Origin of the sequence: Ignavigranum ruoffiae, assembly GCF_023195815.2 — a bacterium.
Lineage (GTDB): Bacteria > Bacillota > Bacilli > Lactobacillales > Aerococcaceae > Ignavigranum > Ignavigranum ruoffiae.
In genome coordinates this window covers 658,580-673,433 of sequence record NZ_CP096206.2, presented here as the reverse complement: position 1 = coordinate 673,433, position 14,854 = coordinate 658,580, and the positions used below count along the sequence as shown (strand labels likewise).

Genomic DNA, 14,854 nt, shown 5'->3' with positions numbered 1-14,854 from the left:
CACATCCTTATTCATTCCTTCTTAACACACTCATCATCGATCGTACCACCTCGATAGTCTGTTGATCGACATGGTGACCGGCTAATATTTGACCAATCACTTGTAATCGCTCGGACTCAGTTAAGTGACTTACCTTGGTATAAGTTCTTCCTTGTTCAACTTTCTTTTCAATCAACAACTGATGATCACTGACCGCAGCGACTTGAGCTAAGTGAGTAATTGCTAGTACTTGATGCGACCGTCCCACTTGATACATCTTTTGCGCAATCACATCTGCTACTCGACCACTGACACCCGTATCAATCTCGTCAAACACCATCACCATCGACGAATTAGAGCGGCTGAAGACCACTTTCAAGGCCAACATAAAACGAGATAATTCCCCACCGGAGGCCACCTTGACTAGGGCTTTCTCTTCTTCCCCCGGATTCGTTGCAATCATAAACTCAATTTGATCCAGACCTGCCGAACTTAATTGATAAATAGGCTCAGCTGGATTGCCCAGTTCGCTCATCTGTGAATCCAAATTTTGGTCAAGAAATTGAACTGAGAATCGACTATGGGGCATGTAGAGATCTTTCAATTGATTCTCAATATCGGCTTTTAAGGCTAAGCTAGCTTCTTGACGAAGTTGATGAAGCCGCTGAGCCAAATCATAGGCAGATCGATAAGCTGGTAACAGCTGGCCTTGTAAATCTTCAAGATAGCGATCTCGATGCTGAATTTTATCAATTTCTTGACGAAGCTCTTCTTGATAATCAATCAGACCTTGGTAATCTCGCTGATATTTGCGTTTAAATTGGCCAATTTGACTTAACCGTCCTTCAACCTGATCAATATCTAGCTCATCCATATCTAATTCACTCATTGCCTGGGCACAAAAATGAGCTAATTCAGCCGTATTAATCTGCACCTGATCCAATAATTCAGCCGCGTCCTGATAATGATCATCGATTTCAGCAACTTGTTGGAGTTCTGTACTAGCTTGTTGGAGTAGAGACAGAGCCGCCGTATCGCCTTCACTTAACAATTGATTGATATTTTGTAATTTTTGCATCAAACTTTGAGAATTTCTTAAAAGCTTACTCTGTTTCAAAAGCTCATCCTCTTCACCAGCAATGAATTGAGCTTGATCTAGTTCGTCAAGTTGATACTGCAAATAGGATAGTTGCTGAGCTTGATCATGTTCTGCTTGATTAGCCTGTAACCATTCTCTTCTTAAACCCCGATAATTATCATAAGCTTGCTGATATTTCGCAAAAGTTTCGGCCAGGCTATCTTTGGCATACTGGTCCAATAGATGAAGATGGTGCTTACTATTCAACAATAATTGGTGTTCATTCTGCCCATGGATATCAGCAAGAAATTGGCCGATTTCTTTCAGAATTTTAACCGTGGCCAATTGACCATTCAAACGAATCAGATTCTTACCTTTCTGATTAATCTCTCGATGAATAATCAAATCCTCGGCTAATAAGTCGATATCAAATCCATATTCGCGCAATATATTCTGTAATTGGGGGTCAAGCTGATCGAAAGAAAATAAAGCTTCCACAATAAGTTCCTCACAACCTTGGCGAATAAAATCACTAGAACCCCGTCCACCCATTAACAAAGAGAAAGCATCAATAATAATGGATTTACCAGCACCCGTTTCCCCCGATAAGACGGTCATTCCTGCTTGGAAATCGATTTGAACCGACTCAATAATAGCAAAATTCTGAATGCTTAAACTTCGTAACATCTTGGACAATCCCTACCTTTTTATAAAGTCTGATGTGCTTGCTCCACTACTTGTTCAATATTGACATCTTGATATGACAAATTATGGGCTTGTTTCGCATTTCTTAAATAGACCAGAAATTCAATGTTTCCTTCTCCCCCCGTTATCGGTGAGAAAGTGAGTCCGTGGATGGTATAACCTATTTGGCAAATAAATTGGAGGACTTCTTCTAAAACTTCACGGTGAATCCTAGCATCGCGAATGACTCCCTTCTTACCTATTCGTTCCGGCCCTGCTTCGAATTGTGGTTTGATTAAGGCAACAACCGGGCCGTTATCAATCAGAATAGCCTGTAAAGGTGGTAAGATTAAAGACAGGGAGATAAAAGAGACATCAATACTGGCGATGGTGGGCTGACCTTGGCTGAAATCTTCAGGCACAGAATAACGAAAATTTTGACGTTCCATTACCACAACTCTCTCATCTATCCGCAGTTGATAAGCCAGTTGATTATAGCCAACATCTAAAGCGTAGGATTTCTTCGCGCCAAATTTCAAGGCTACATCAGTGAACCCCCCGGTCGATGCGCCAATATCCAATAATATCTGGTCTCGCAAATCTAAATCAAAGCGTTGGATAGCCTTTTCCAATTTTAGGCCACCGCGGGAAACATAGGGAAAAGGTTTGCCTTTGATTTCTAAGACTCGTTCCGTACTAATTTTCTCGCCAGGTTTGTCATAACGTTGGGCTTTCTCATCATAAATTTGTCCTGCCATGATGAGACGGCGAGCCTTTTCCCGACTGTCAACCAATCCTTGTTGCACGACTAATTTATCTACACGTTCTTTATTCAAAGCTATCATTCCTGACTTAATGACTATGATAGTCTAAATTTAAATAATCAATAAATGTTTCCAATAAATAATAAGGCTGCTCAGTAAGATTGCTTAAACGTTTTAAAGCAATTTTGGCTTTTTTAATCTCTTTATTTAAGGAGGCCTTAGATTCTTCCACACCAATCAAAGCCGGATAGGTAGCTTTGTTCAAAGCCGCGTCGGCTTGCCCATGCTTTCCAGTCACTTGTTCATTGCCTAGAACATCCATCAAATCATTGTGAATTTGATAAGCAATACCAAAAGCGTTGCCGAAACGTTCTAATAACTTCCGCGCTTTGTCTTCCATATTTAAGATAATCGCTGCCGCTTCTAACGAATAATTAAACAGACAGCCTGTTTTGAGGTGATGAATTTCATTAAGTTCGGCCAAGTTCAGTGTACTATTCTGTCCCTCAATATCTTTCAGTTGTCCAGCGACCATACCCACACTTCCCGAAGCCTGGACTAACTTACTGATTAAGGCCACTTTCTGTTTGGCTTTTAAATGATCATCCTGGGCGATAATCCCAAAAGCATCCGTCAATAAAGCATCTCCAGCCAAGATGGCAGTGGCTTCATTAAACTGAATATGACTCGTTGGATTGCCCCTTCTTAAATCATCATTATCCATCGCTGGCAAGTCATCATGAATTAAAGAATAGGTATGAATATGTTCTAAGGCAATCGCCGTTCGCATTCCATACTCAATCAACTGACGATTATTAATCTCCAAAGTAGCTAAGAGTAAGAGCGGGCGCAAGCGTTTGCCGCCCCCTTTGAGCGAGTAAATCATCGGCTTTAAAATATCAATCGACACATCTAAATGAAGAATATAGTCATCTAGGGCTGCTTCAAATTCGGCCCTTAATAAACTTAAATCTAGTTGTCTCATGTTAAATCACCATCCAATAAAGCCTCACCTTCTTCAGTCATAATCTTGGCGACAGTAGCTTCTGCTTTATTCAGGCTTTGCTGACAATATTGACTTAATTCAATACCCTTCTTAAAAGCTTCTAAGGATTCTTCTAAAGGGAGATCCCCTTTTTCTAACTTCTGAACGATTGTTTCTAATTCAGTCATCGCTGTTTCAAAGCTAGGTTTATTCTTATCTTCCGTCATTCCTATTCTCCTTACTTATCATTTGATCCACCGTACTGACTATCATACCATCATAAAGCTGTATCGATAAGGGATGATCTGGATTTACGTCGTTTACGCTACGGACAATCATTTCATCCTGCTCAACAATCGCATAACCTCTCTGCATAATCTTTAAAGGACTAAAAGCATCTAAAAGCTGAATCTGAGTCATTAAAGCGTTCTGCTGGTTCTTGAGCTGTTGATTAATCTGTCTATGGACTTGTTTATCCAGTTCTACTAAACGTAGCCGAGTTTGATTAATCATCTGACTGAGATTCTGTGACTTCAACCGCTGTTGCAAATATTCCAAGCGCTGACCCTGATTCCTAATCATCTGTTGACTTTGCTTATTCAGTTGCGAGGTTAATTCATCTAAGCGTTGAGCATAAGTTTGATAAATTCTAACCGGATCTTGGAAAATAAAGGACTGCTGACTATACTCGAGGCGCTTCTTAAGCATTTGAATTTGTTTGTTAAAGACAGATTGTAATCGGTGATCATAGGTCTTGAGCAAGCTTAGAACCTCACTGAGGACTGGGACTGCAAGTTCTGCTGCCGCTGTAGGGGTTGCTGCGCGCAAATCGGCCACATAATCTGCAATAGTCACATCTGTCTCATGGCCAATTGAAGAAATGATAGGTAAAGAGCTTTGAAGCATGGCCTGAGCCACCATTTCTTCATTAAAACTCCATAAATCTTCAATGGAACCGCCACCTCGGGCGAGTATAATCACGTCAAATTGATCTTTGAGTTCTTCAACTCGTTGAAGAGCACGAACAATTTCATATTTAGCCTCTTGTCCCTGCACCCTCGTTGGAAAAACAGTCACTCCAACAATGGGATAACGTCTTTGAACAGTTGTCAGTATATCACGAATGACTGCTCCGGAGGGGCTAGTAATCACAGCAATATTCTTAGGAAAGCGAGGTACTGTCAAGCGAGGTCGGTCAAATATCCCTTGTTCTTTAAGTTTATTTTTTAATTGTTCAAAGGCTTGGTATAAGGCTCCCACGCCGTCCGGTTGCATCGATTTAATTGTAATCTGATAGCGACCACTGGGCCCGTAAATTGAGACACGACCTTGAACAATGACCCGCATGCCTTCTTCGGGTTGAAACGTTAATCGATCAAAATCTGATTTGAACATCACCGCATTTAACTTAGATTGATCGTCTTTTAAAGAGAAATAACGATGGCGTGTTGCTTTGGGATTAAAATTCGATAATTCACCTATTAAGATGACATCTTTTAAATAAGGATCCACATCAAATTTACGCGCTAGATATTTAATCAGCGCCGTCACAGTTAAATAATTCTTCTGTCCTTCTTGTTCTACCTGCATTCAATCACCTGTTGATAATCTATTCCGTGCTGATAACACGTTGCCATAATCGTCTGCTCCATTAACATGGCAACCGTCATCGGCCCTACGCCACCTGGAACAGGAGTTATCTTAGCCGCCTTATTAATCACTTTAGCATAATCGACATCGCCGACCAAGGAACCATCGGCCAATCGATTCATGCCCACATCGAAAATAATTACACCACTTTTGACATCGTTTGAACCAATCAAATTAACGCTTCCTGCAGCCGAAATAATGATATCCGCTAGCTGACATTTTGCAGACAGATTCGCTGTCAATCGGTGACACAGTGTTACCGTAGCATCTTGGTGAGTCAAGATAATCGCCAAGGGTAGACCTACAATATGGCTATTACCAATAATGACAATATCTTTGCCAACGACATCGATATCATAGGCATCCATCAAATACAGAATGCCTTTTGGCGTGCAAGGAAGGAAATGTGCCTGATCCGTCAATAACCAACCCATGCTCATCGGGTTCAAACCATCGACATCTTTGTCAGGACTAATCCAAGTTGATACTTCTTTCAAGTCATATTGCTGAGGAATCGGAAATTGAATAATTATTCCGGAAGTTGAAGGATCATTATCATATTTTTTTACGCATCGTTTAAAATCTTCTTGAGAAACTGAGTGATTAAGTCGATGGTACTCAAAATCAATCCCAATTTGTTTAGCTTTCTTGGCCTTTTGTTTGATATATACTTGGCTTGCTTCATCGTCAGAAAAGGTAATCACAACGAGTTTAGGGATTATGCCGTCAGTTTTTAGGTGTTGGACGACTTTTTGCTGTTGTTTGAGTAAGCGATTGGCAATTTCTTTCCCATTAATCTCTATGGCCGTCATGATTGAACCCCCTCTTATAATCTTAATCTATTCTATCATAGAATTAGCTTTCTGAATATCTGCATTGATTGGTTCACTGACGTGATACATTGATTGGTTCACTGACGTGATAGAGATTCCAACGAATTTAGCTAAATCATCTGATATCTATGACTTACCCAAGTTCAGTTAAAATTTATCACCTTAAGTAAACCCCATAATTAAAAATCCACCCACCCATGTCGTCTCAGCATTGAAATGCTCTAACATGGGTTAGTGGATTAATTTGGATTAAGGAAGCGAATGAAATGTTAACACTTAGCCGACAAAGTGGCCAATGTTGAAGTAAAAATTTTATCTTACGCGTGACCGATCAATCTGTCTAATTACTCAGCTTGATCAGCTACTGAACTTTCTTCTTCGCTAACTTGGTTATCATCCTCAGAAGTGACATCCTCTTGACTAGTTGCCCCTTCAGTCGCTGTGATGTCCTCAACTGCTTCACTAGCAGTGGTCGTCTCTTCTTCAACCGTCGTTTCTGATTCAGAACTTTGCGGATTTTCTAAATAGTTTTCTGGAACTTGATAATCAGCCGGAATGGTTACTGGATTTGATCTTAAATCTTCAAGATTCTTGCCAAAAATCGAAGTATAATCCATTGGCGTGACTGGTGTATCGGTTACCGCATCAAGAACAGTACCGGTAGCTAAATCATATTTGTAGTGAGAGGTATTAATATGATCACCCGCATCTTCAACGACATCAATAAATACCATAGAACCTTCTTGGTCCATCACATGGTATGAATAGGCTTGTGGCATTAAGCCGGTTTGAATTCCAATTTGTAGATAGATTTCTGCTAGGATTGGGTCTGAAAGTTTAAGATTCTCAAAGCTGTTTAAATTTTCCGTCCATTGACTTTGCAATTGACTAGATCCAAACATCTCTGCCCATTGACCATTCAAGTGATAGAATATTTCGGTCCGCAAAGCATTCAAGGCTTGTTTATTTTCAGTTGTCATCTCTGGATTTAGACTTTCCAAGACAAATGAATAGGAATAATTAGCTAGAGGACTTAATGCTTGATCAAGGTCATTATAGAATTTGCTAGTTAAAGATTGAATTTCAGGCATAATATTATCATCTTGGCTGAAATCTAAGCGTGGTCGTGCTTGTGCATCAGCATAGGTTAAAGAAGGATCTAACTGAATTAGCGCATCTGACCAGACTGGAGTCGTACTTTCTTGTAACTGTTGAATCGTATCTTCATTAGCTGCCGCATCTGTTTGAGAATATTCCTTAGCATAGTCTTTCAATTCATCGACAATTTCAGGATGTTCCTCTGGATCAATCCCTTTTTCTTCTATAACGGACACAATGATATTATTAATCACGGTTTCATTGACTTCTGTCTGATTCACAATATTATTGGTAATTTCAGTTTTAACTTCAGCGACTGTTTGGTTAACTTGGGTATTATTTAATCCGGTTTGTTTTTCTAATTCATTGACTAAAGTGATTTCTTTTTGAGCAACCGCCACGTCTTCTGTCTTAACTTCAACCCCTGATTGTGCCAATAAAGCATACACTCCGGCCAAAGCACCTTCACCCGTTACCGGTTCTACAGTAGCAACACGAATTTGAGCATTCTTAGCTCCGGCAGTAATGGCCGCATTCTGATAGGTTAATTGTGACACATTCAAAATGTTCTGCGGAGTCACAATTTGGACTTGGACACCATGTCCTTCAGGCATTTGTTGAATAAAAGCTGAAGAATAAACTACGGTGCTACTATTTGACCCATCTTGTAAATATTGATTGATAATATTACCGTCAACATACTTAATTTGTCCGGCAGGAAAATCCCCGGCACCTAGAAGTTGAAGCGTTTCTTGGGCTTGCTGGTCTGATAAAGAAGCTCCTAAAGCAACTAATTCTTGTTGTTGAGATTGTGTAGCTTGGATGGCAGACACTGTATGAACATTCGATACTGCTGAATAGATTGGCAAAGTCAACATTAAAGTTGCTGCACTCGCCGACAAAATTTTATTAAATTTTTTCATAAACTCGCTCCTTTTTCTTTCTTGCTCACATCCTTATCTTAACAAATTTTAGATATAGAGTCTGCTGAATCCACTTTATTACTATGAAATTTCATAAAAACTTCTAATAAATAGATATTTGTGGATACAGTCTATGATAATTTTAGCCAAAATAAAAAGAGTCCCAGAATTAGGGACTCGATTCTGAATTTATTTGCCTTCATTTAAACGTTTCATTAAGATACCTGAAACAAACTGTCGTGATTTATCATCGGAAAAACCGCGAGCTAGCTCAATGGCTTCATCCACTGCCACAACTTTAGGAACCTCTGCTTCAGGGAGAAATTCCATTTCAAATAAGGCTAAGCGTAAAATGACACGATCAATCTTTTGTAAACGTTCTACAGACCAATTATCTAACTCTGTGGATAAAATCTGATCTAATTCTTCTTGATGTTCAAGTACACCATAAACCAACTGATTCAAAAATAAATAATTTTCGGCAAGATAACCTTCATCAGGAAAATTACCATTTTCCAAGGCATAGGCTAAAGCTGCTTCTACGCTAAGGTTATCAGACCCATCAAGAAGTTGATATAAAGTTTGAATAGCGACCATACGCATATGCCGTCTATGCTTCAATGGTTTATTCACATTATTCACCATCGCGATCGAAGATTGTCAATAGATTTTCAGTTTCTATGGCTTCGATATGAACATTAACCTGACTCACATGAATATCAGTCATAAAGAGAATTTGCTCTTTCACCCGATCTTGAACACTTATGGCAACTTCAGGCACTTTATAGCCAAACTTCACACTAATAAACATATCAATCACAATCTCACCGGATTCATTATTCACATGTGATTTAATCCGGTCTCGATCCATACCTAGAAAACTACCGGCCTCTTTTTGTAATTTCGATTTAGTGGTGGCGACACCTTTGACTTCACTGGCTGCTTTAGCAGCAATGGATTCTAGGGCAGCCAAGCTTAAATTTACTTGCCCTAAATCAGCGCGGATATCTGATGATAATTCTTTCGCACTATTCATAATATAACCTCCTTAGAATCATGAGTTCTCATCTATTGTAGCGGAAAGAAGGTTAGATTACTAGAGAATTATCAGTTCTTTCGCTGAGCGGTTAATTGATTCAACGCCATCTTTATGGATAATCAAATCATCTTCAATACGCACGCCGCCCAAGCCAGCAATATAGATGCCTGGTTCATCGGTAATGACCATATTTTCTAAGATGACATTTTCTCCTCGAACAGAGACTGCAGGTTGCTCATGCACATCTAAGCCGAGTCCATGTCCTGTTGAGTGACCGAAGTATTCTCCGTAACCTTTTTCGGTAATATAGTCGCGTGCAATGGCATCAATTTCTTTACCCGTCATTCCAGCCTTTGCTTCAGCAATCACTTTCAAATGGGCATCCAAGACAATTTGATAGATTTCTTTTAGTTTAGGATCTACTTCGCCGACAGCAATCGTACGAGTAATATCTGAAGAATATCCTTTGTAATAGCAGCCAAAATCTAAAGTGACCATATCACCTTGTTCAATCAATTTTTCACTGGCTACACCGTGAGGCATGGCTGAGCGAACACCCGATGCGACAATCGTATCAAAAGACATCCCTTCTGCGCCTTTGCCCTTCAAGAAATGCTCTAATTCATTAGCTACCGCAATTTCACTAACGCCAGGTTTAATAAACGTTAGGATATGATCGAAAGCTTCATCGGTAATCTTGCAAGCTTCTTTTAAAATTTCTAGTTCAGCTTCATCTTTGATAAGACGAATATTTTCAATAACATTTTGTGTCTCGATGAGTTCAGCTGGGAAGATATCAGCCACTTTACGATATAAGGACAGTGATAATTCATCTGCTTCTATGGCTAATTTTTTGATACCGTCCTTCGTCATAATATCGGCTAAGCTTTGATACAAGTCCCCTTTATGAATCACAATTTCAAAACCTTTAGCCTGTTGACCGGCTTGTTCTGTATAGCGAAAATCAGTAATGAAATAAGCTTTATCGGCCGTAATAATAACTTCACCTGCAGATCCGGTAAAATTAGCAAGATATCTTAGGTTTTTACTATTAGACACCCAAATCCCATCAAGTTGTTCTTTGGCTAAATATTCTCTGACTTTTTCAATACGTTTCATAGAAACCCTCCTCTTTCTTTATCTGCTATTATAGCAGAACAATAATAAACAAGGAATGGTTATAAAATTTGTTGATTGGATTTAGTTCGATGGCAAAAAATTAGCAGGATTGTTATCAAAGTGGATAATTTGTTTAATCAAATGGATCATCAAGTTTCTGCCATTTTTCTCCATATCCATGGATTGTATAATTAAGCTTTCGTTGAGGAAAATATTCTTTCATCTTGAAATCTTGTTGGTCGACTTGGCTAGTCAAAACCAGTGATTCTGAATCTAGCTTATAATTCTCAACCCAACCCGTAGAAAAATTGATGACTTGATCTATACTAGGTAAGCATTGCCATTGATCAGTACGGCTTAACTGGTAATCATCCACTTTTTGATAGCCTAGTTCTAGAAGATCCAGACTTGTTTGTCTTAACCATTCAGCTTGTTGACTTTGGTCTTGAGTCAAAGAGGTTAAAGCTAAGAACGATTTCTCGTCGGCTCGACCAAGTTGACGAATGTCTTCAGGTTCGATTTCCAGATACAGATAATAAAGACAGAGAGTTTCTGACTGCCCAGCTTGATACAAAATATCTCGGTCTAAATTATTCTCTAAAAGATTTGTTACAGGAAGTAGTTGACTCAAATCTTTCATTAATTTCGTTCGGGTCTGATCCAAAGACTGTTCAAAACTCTCTAACTGATTAGACACATCTTGATAAAGATCGGTCTCGACCATAGCTAACTGAATTCTACAAATATAATAATTTTCAAATAATTGATGTCGTTCTAAAATCCCTTGTTGAATAGTTAACAGACAAACATATAATATTTGACAGATCATTAAATAGACCAAAAAATATGGGAAGATAAATGCTCTTTTGCCACATTTAGCGGATCGGTAGTGATGATGGAGACTGGTACCATGCCAGCCTAATATGCCCTTGATAGAGTTTTTGGTCATCCATTAACACCCAAATCTTTAAGAAATTTTCTTCCACTTCAATTTGCCAGGCAAGAACCCCTTGCAAAAAAGGATGAAAACCGGGTCGTTTGTAAATCGTTTCCTGCTGACAGACAAATTCAAAAAAATTATTTTCTTCAATATCTCGAACATAAATCATATCGTCACTGGCATTTAATACTTGATAATGATCCATTTCTTTCTCAAAAATCACTAAAAATTGGGCAACATCTCGCGCTCGGCTAGCTTCAAAATTCTCAGCAAGCCCATCATAATGCCAAATAATAACTTGGAACAGATACAGGACACTGGCCAAAACCATCAGTCCGATGAGCAACTCACTAAAAGTGAAAGCTTGCTTACCCTTGACTTCTTTCCACACTATATTGTTGGTCATCAATTGTAATTGCGCATCGATATGCATCACAGTCAAATGCCTCCACATGTCTCTGTGTCTGTTGTTCAAATTCGTAGATTCGTACGGGTACTTTATCTGAATTCATCAAAGCTATCTCAGCCAGCTCTTTAAAAAATCGATAATTTTCTAAGTCAACTTCTGCTTGCTGAAATTGTTGTTGCAATTGATACATACCTGGTAAATATAGGGAGAGAATCAAAGCTAAGATGATTAATCCCAGCAAAGCTTCATAAACAATATACGCTCGTTTCATAATTGGACCTCTTCAATGATAAAGATACCTGACCCTAATTGAAAACGAAGAGCAAAAGCTTGATCAGTTTGCGATTGATAAAAATTTACAGCGCGAAAATCACTGATACGTCCATCAGCTAAATACGATAAACGCAAATTATTTGTGAGATCCCAAGTGTCCGGTAATATGTGTTTCAATAATATTTCCTGTTCATCTTGGTTCATAACTGTAATTACTTCTGCTTCTGCATCGAAGTCAATTAAGTAATTTGTATTTTCTAAGATAGACTTTTCCTTGTAATAATTTATTGTTTGAACAATTTCCTGGATATAAGCGCGACTCTCAAGCTTAAACTGATAGGCTTGGATGTTAGGTGGCTGAACTAATATTAAGATGACTGAGATTACAAATAATACGGCACTAATCTCAGCAAAGGTAAAGGCCGATTTCAGCCTCATTGACTTTGGAATTCAGGCCGGATCTCAACTGGATCCCCAAGATCTCCTTCAACTAAGAGAAATTTTTCTGCTTCACTAACTTGTTTTTCAGTCAAATAGCCATTTTCATAAAGTTCATTCAAGCTCACTTGGTCATCATTCTCTACCAGAACATAAGTATTGCGTTGAGTCTCGACAATTTCTTTGATATTCTCGGCCGCTTGTTGATTAATTCGATCTCTCTGTCCTGATACATTGGGGATAATGATGGCCATTAACAAAGCTACAACGATTAAAACAATTAACATTTCTAATAAGGTAAAAGCCGATTTTGATTTCTTGCTTTTCAAAAATTGAATCCATTTATTCATTATCTATTCCTCCTAAAATGTTTGCATAGTAAGTAAAGGCAACATCATTAATAAGTACATCGAAATAATTAACAGGGCAATCCATGAGAATAACACGGGTTGAATATATGAAATTTTTCGGCGTATATCTTTAATTAACTCTTGATAAAGGCGTTCAGAATATATTCGACATTGGTGTGATAAGGCGCTAATCATCGTACCTCGGCGTATCACCAAGGGAAGTTCAGCGGTAAAAATATTGACTTGTTTTAGTTGATCTTCTAAATGATGACCAGACTCAAATCCAGCAGCCAAATGGGCTGCCATCTCAGTTAGAAAAGCATCTAATGGATATTGGCGTAAAAAATGAATAATTTGTTGCATCGAAAAACCCGCTTCAAAAAAGAAAGCAAATTGATAAGTTAATTTATAGGAACAATAATATCTTAACCAACGACCAAACAAAGGAACTTTGACACATTTTTGATATCGTTGCAAAAGTGACATCCGTAGCAAATAATAATTTATTCCACAATAAGAAAAGATTAGTAAAATACCGATACCCGTCAATATTTGCGGTAAATATCTAAAAAAATTCACTAGAATTTGTACCAGCAAACTTTCTTTATAAGTGCTTTCACTTATAAACGAAAGCATTTGTGGCAAGATAAAACTGCGAACACCGAAAAGCATGATGACAATACAAACCAACAAAAATAATGGATAGGTCAGTACTTTGATAATCGTCTCTCGGTCTTTTTGGATTTGCTGAATTTGGCGACTGGCGTCATAGAGTCCTTGAATGAAGCGACCCTGTTTCTCTGCGAAAAAAATTTGGGCAATCAAGGACGAGCTATAGCCCATCTCTTTCAAGCTAGTCTCAAAAGGCAATCCTTTAAGAAGTTGCTGGCGAATGAATTGAAAATTGGCTGAATATCGGGGAAGTAAGACTTCCATGAATTCTAAGCTTTGATTCATTGAGAATCCCTGCTGGGCTAAATCAGCTAAGGTCAGCAAAAAATATGCCCGATCGCGAGAACGAATCAAATACTTCGCTTTAGACGACTTCAAAATGTTGATAGGTTTGCTCATCAATGTAGCCATATAACCAAGCTCTCTTTAATTTATCATTCAATCGAGTGAATTTTACTTCTTCATCGGCTAAATACTGACTTAAAGTCTGGCCACAAAGTAATTCAAAGATAGCAGCGCGCCGACTCTGAATAGGAAGGTAAGGACATAAAGCATCACAAGCTCCCTGACAAAAAGGACAATAGCGAGGGAGCAGCCTTTGCGATACGACTCCGATTAAAGTTTGAGCCAATTGTTGTCGACTGATTTGTAATTCTTCCAGACGAGCAATCACACCCAAGGTATCTTTAGCGTGAATAGTGGCAATCATCAAATGACCCGTTAATGCACCCCGTATCATCATCCGGGCGGTTTGTTCATCTCGAACTTCTCCTATTAATAAAACATCTGGATGATGTCTTAAAGACGATTTAATCAATAAATCATAGCTGATTTCTGCTTTTTCATTGACTTGAGTTTGTAAAAAATTAGGTTCAAAGATTTCGACCGGATCTTCCATCGTGATGACTTGAATGGCTTCTTGATTCATCCGCTTCCTAAGTAGATAATAGATGACAGTCGTCTTACCCGAACCCACAGGACCTGAGAATAAGATGAGTCCTGATTTTCTAGCTACTAATTGAACCATCACTTCTAAATCTAAGGGGAAATACGTCTGTAAATCTCTTTCTTGTGTTTGCTGACTTCTTAAGATTCGAATGACTAAAGATTCATGGAACAAAAAATTAGTAATCGTTGATAACCGTATTTCAATCCGTTCCTCGGCTAAATCAAAAGCGGTAGATCCTGATTGGGGTTTGCGTTTCTCACCGACGTCTAAATCGGCCAAATATTTCAGATAGGAAATGAATTTCTGTCCCCATTCAATTGTCCGACTAAACATATAATTCAATTTTCCAGCTAAACGAAAATAGACAAAATAACTTTCATTATGGGGAAGGAGATGAATATCTGAGCTTCCCTGATTAACCGCTAAAGTTAATAATTCACGTGCTTGATCTTCGATTCTATCCCCCCTAACGTTTATTAGTGACTCATCATCTTTGAGGTCACTAATCATAATTACAAGATGATCTTGATTTTACGTTTTTATCTGATAAAAAATTTTATTTTCTACAAAAGAGTGTCTATTTTGTAACTAAACTCATAAACTTCAGCTTATATTCTCTCTCTGGAATTAAAAACTATACTTGAAAATGGCCTTATGATAGAATGTTAATA

Annotated in this window: 17 protein-coding genes; all 17 read right to left on the bottom strand. The window is 38.4% G+C overall.

Annotation, left to right across the window (positions count from 1 at the left end; translation table 11 throughout):
* Positions 1 to 7 precede the first annotated feature (7 nt).
* On the bottom strand, positions 8 to 1,744 hold the full coding sequence (gene recN / locus M0R79_RS03225) for a DNA repair protein RecN (protein WP_248416463.1): 1,737 nt from the start codon (positions 1,742 to 1,744) through the stop codon (positions 8 to 10).
* A 20-nt stretch (positions 1,745 to 1,764) separates the two neighbouring features.
* Positions 1,765 to 2,577: a TlyA family RNA methyltransferase gene (locus M0R79_RS03220; RefSeq protein WP_092570377.1), complete on the bottom strand. Its 813-nt coding sequence runs from the start codon at positions 2,575 to 2,577 to the stop codon at positions 1,765 to 1,767.
* A gap of 16 nt (positions 2,578 to 2,593) precedes the next feature.
* Positions 2,594 to 3,490: a polyprenyl synthetase family protein gene (locus tag M0R79_RS03215; RefSeq protein ID WP_248416464.1), complete on the bottom strand. Its 897-nt coding sequence runs from the start codon at positions 3,488 to 3,490 to the stop codon at positions 2,594 to 2,596.
* Positions 3,487 to 3,717 carry an exodeoxyribonuclease VII small subunit gene (xseB, locus tag M0R79_RS03210; RefSeq protein ID WP_092570381.1) on the bottom strand — a complete coding sequence of 77 codons (231 nt, stop codon included), beginning with the start codon at positions 3,715 to 3,717 and terminating at the stop codon, positions 3,487 to 3,489. Before xseB ends, M0R79_RS03215 begins: the two co-directional genes overlap by 4 nt.
* Positions 3,704 to 5,080: an exodeoxyribonuclease VII large subunit gene (xseA, locus tag M0R79_RS03205; RefSeq protein WP_248416465.1), complete on the bottom strand. Its 1,377-nt coding sequence runs from the start codon at positions 5,078 to 5,080 to the stop codon at positions 3,704 to 3,706. The genes xseB and xseA overlap by 14 nt, the downstream gene beginning before the upstream one ends.
* A complete protein-coding gene (locus M0R79_RS03200; RefSeq protein ID WP_248416466.1) occupies positions 5,071 to 5,952 on the bottom strand; it encodes a bifunctional 5,10-methylenetetrahydrofolate dehydrogenase/5,10-methenyltetrahydrofolate cyclohydrolase in 882 nt (293 codons plus the stop codon). The genes xseA and M0R79_RS03200 overlap by 10 nt, the downstream gene beginning before the upstream one ends.
* Before the next feature lie 365 nt (positions 5,953 to 6,317).
* On the bottom strand, positions 6,318 to 7,994 hold the full coding sequence (locus M0R79_RS03195) for a DUF1002 domain-containing protein (RefSeq protein ID WP_248416467.1): 1,677 nt from the start codon (positions 7,992 to 7,994) through the stop codon (positions 6,318 to 6,320).
* A 189-nt stretch (positions 7,995 to 8,183) separates the two neighbouring features.
* Entirely contained in the window at positions 8,184 to 8,639 is a 456-nt protein-coding gene (nusB, locus tag M0R79_RS03190) for a transcription antitermination factor NusB (protein ID WP_092570390.1), read from the bottom strand.
* Positions 8,629 to 9,030: an Asp23/Gls24 family envelope stress response protein gene (locus M0R79_RS03185; protein ID WP_248416468.1), complete on the bottom strand. Its 402-nt coding sequence runs from the start codon at positions 9,028 to 9,030 to the stop codon at positions 8,629 to 8,631. Before M0R79_RS03185 ends, nusB begins: the two co-directional genes overlap by 11 nt.
* A gap of 60 nt (positions 9,031 to 9,090) precedes the next feature.
* The gene (locus M0R79_RS03180; RefSeq protein ID WP_248416469.1) at positions 9,091 to 10,152 is read right to left on the bottom strand and encodes a M24 family metallopeptidase; all 1,062 of its coding nucleotides are present in this window, start codon (positions 10,150 to 10,152) and stop codon (positions 9,091 to 9,093) included.
* A gap of 133 nt (positions 10,153 to 10,285) precedes the next feature.
* On the bottom strand, positions 10,286 to 10,981 hold the full coding sequence (locus M0R79_RS03175; protein ID WP_259561024.1) for a hypothetical protein: 696 nt from the start codon (positions 10,979 to 10,981) through the stop codon (positions 10,286 to 10,288).
* Between the two features lie 46 nt (positions 10,982 to 11,027).
* Entirely contained in the window at positions 11,028 to 11,498 is a 471-nt protein-coding gene (locus M0R79_RS03170) for a hypothetical protein (protein WP_259561023.1), read from the bottom strand.
* Positions 11,461 to 11,772: a hypothetical protein gene (locus M0R79_RS03165; RefSeq protein WP_248416472.1), complete on the bottom strand. Its 312-nt coding sequence runs from the start codon at positions 11,770 to 11,772 to the stop codon at positions 11,461 to 11,463. Before M0R79_RS03165 ends, M0R79_RS03170 begins: the two co-directional genes overlap by 38 nt.
* Positions 11,769 to 12,212 carry a hypothetical protein gene (locus tag M0R79_RS03160; protein WP_248416473.1) on the bottom strand — a complete coding sequence of 148 codons (444 nt, stop codon included), beginning with the start codon at positions 12,210 to 12,212 and terminating at the stop codon, positions 11,769 to 11,771. The genes M0R79_RS03165 and M0R79_RS03160 overlap by 4 nt, the downstream gene beginning before the upstream one ends.
* Positions 12,209 to 12,562, bottom strand: a complete 354-nt coding sequence (comGC, locus tag M0R79_RS03155) for a competence type IV pilus major pilin ComGC (RefSeq protein WP_248416474.1) — start codon at positions 12,560 to 12,562, stop codon at positions 12,209 to 12,211. Before comGC ends, M0R79_RS03160 begins: the two co-directional genes overlap by 4 nt.
* A gap of 12 nt (positions 12,563 to 12,574) precedes the next feature.
* Positions 12,575 to 13,645 carry a competence type IV pilus assembly protein ComGB gene (gene comGB, locus M0R79_RS03150; protein ID WP_248416475.1) on the bottom strand — a complete coding sequence of 357 codons (1,071 nt, stop codon included), beginning with the start codon at positions 13,643 to 13,645 and terminating at the stop codon, positions 12,575 to 12,577.
* Positions 13,599 to 14,693: a competence type IV pilus ATPase ComGA gene (gene comGA / locus M0R79_RS03145; RefSeq protein ID WP_248416476.1), complete on the bottom strand. Its 1,095-nt coding sequence runs from the start codon at positions 14,691 to 14,693 to the stop codon at positions 13,599 to 13,601. The genes comGB and comGA overlap by 47 nt, the downstream gene beginning before the upstream one ends.
* Between the last annotated feature and the right edge of the window lie 161 nt (positions 14,694 to 14,854).

Excerpts from the sequence above, each read along its gene's own strand:
- M0R79_RS03195 (WP_248416467.1), bottom strand. The coding sequence starts at position 7,994 with ATGAAAAAATTTAATAAAATTTTGTCGGCGAGTGCAGCAACTTTAATG.
- M0R79_RS03180 (WP_248416469.1), bottom strand. The coding sequence starts at position 10,152 with ATGAAACGTATTGAAAAAGTCAGAGAATATTTAGCCAAAGAACAACTT.
- xseA (WP_248416465.1), bottom strand. The coding sequence starts at position 5,080 with ATGCAGGTAGAACAAGAAGGACAGAAGAATTATTTAACTGTGACGGCG.
- comGC (WP_248416474.1), bottom strand. The coding sequence starts at position 12,562 with ATGAATAAATGGATTCAATTTTTGAAAAGCAAGAAATCAAAATCGGCT.
- M0R79_RS03170 (WP_259561023.1), bottom strand. The coding sequence starts at position 11,498 with ATGACCAACAATATAGTGTGGAAAGAAGTCAAGGGTAAGCAAGCTTTC.
- comGB (WP_248416475.1), bottom strand. The coding sequence starts at position 13,645 with ATGGCTACATTGATGAGCAAACCTATCAACATTTTGAAGTCGTCTAAA.
- M0R79_RS03215 (WP_248416464.1), bottom strand. The coding sequence starts at position 3,490 with ATGAGACAACTAGATTTAAGTTTATTAAGGGCCGAATTTGAAGCAGCC.
- nusB (WP_092570390.1), bottom strand. The coding sequence starts at position 8,639 with ATGGTGAATAATGTGAATAAACCATTGAAGCATAGACGGCATATGCGT.
- M0R79_RS03185 (WP_248416468.1), bottom strand. The coding sequence starts at position 9,030 with ATGAATAGTGCGAAAGAATTATCATCAGATATCCGCGCTGATTTAGGG.
- M0R79_RS03160 (WP_248416473.1), bottom strand. The coding sequence starts at position 12,212 with ATGAGGCTGAAATCGGCCTTTACCTTTGCTGAGATTAGTGCCGTATTA.
- recN (WP_248416463.1), bottom strand. The coding sequence starts at position 1,744 with ATGTTACGAAGTTTAAGCATTCAGAATTTTGCTATTATTGAGTCGGTT.
- M0R79_RS03200 (WP_248416466.1), bottom strand. The coding sequence starts at position 5,952 with ATGACGGCCATAGAGATTAATGGGAAAGAAATTGCCAATCGCTTACTC.
- comGA (WP_248416476.1), bottom strand. The coding sequence starts at position 14,693 with ATGATTAGTGACCTCAAAGATGATGAGTCACTAATAAACGTTAGGGGG.
- M0R79_RS03175 (WP_259561024.1), bottom strand. The coding sequence starts at position 10,981 with ATGATCTGTCAAATATTATATGTTTGTCTGTTAACTATTCAACAAGGG.
- xseB (WP_092570381.1), bottom strand. The coding sequence starts at position 3,717 with ATGACGGAAGATAAGAATAAACCTAGCTTTGAAACAGCGATGACTGAA.
- M0R79_RS03165 (WP_248416472.1), bottom strand. The coding sequence starts at position 11,772 with ATGAAACGAGCGTATATTGTTTATGAAGCTTTGCTGGGATTAATCATC.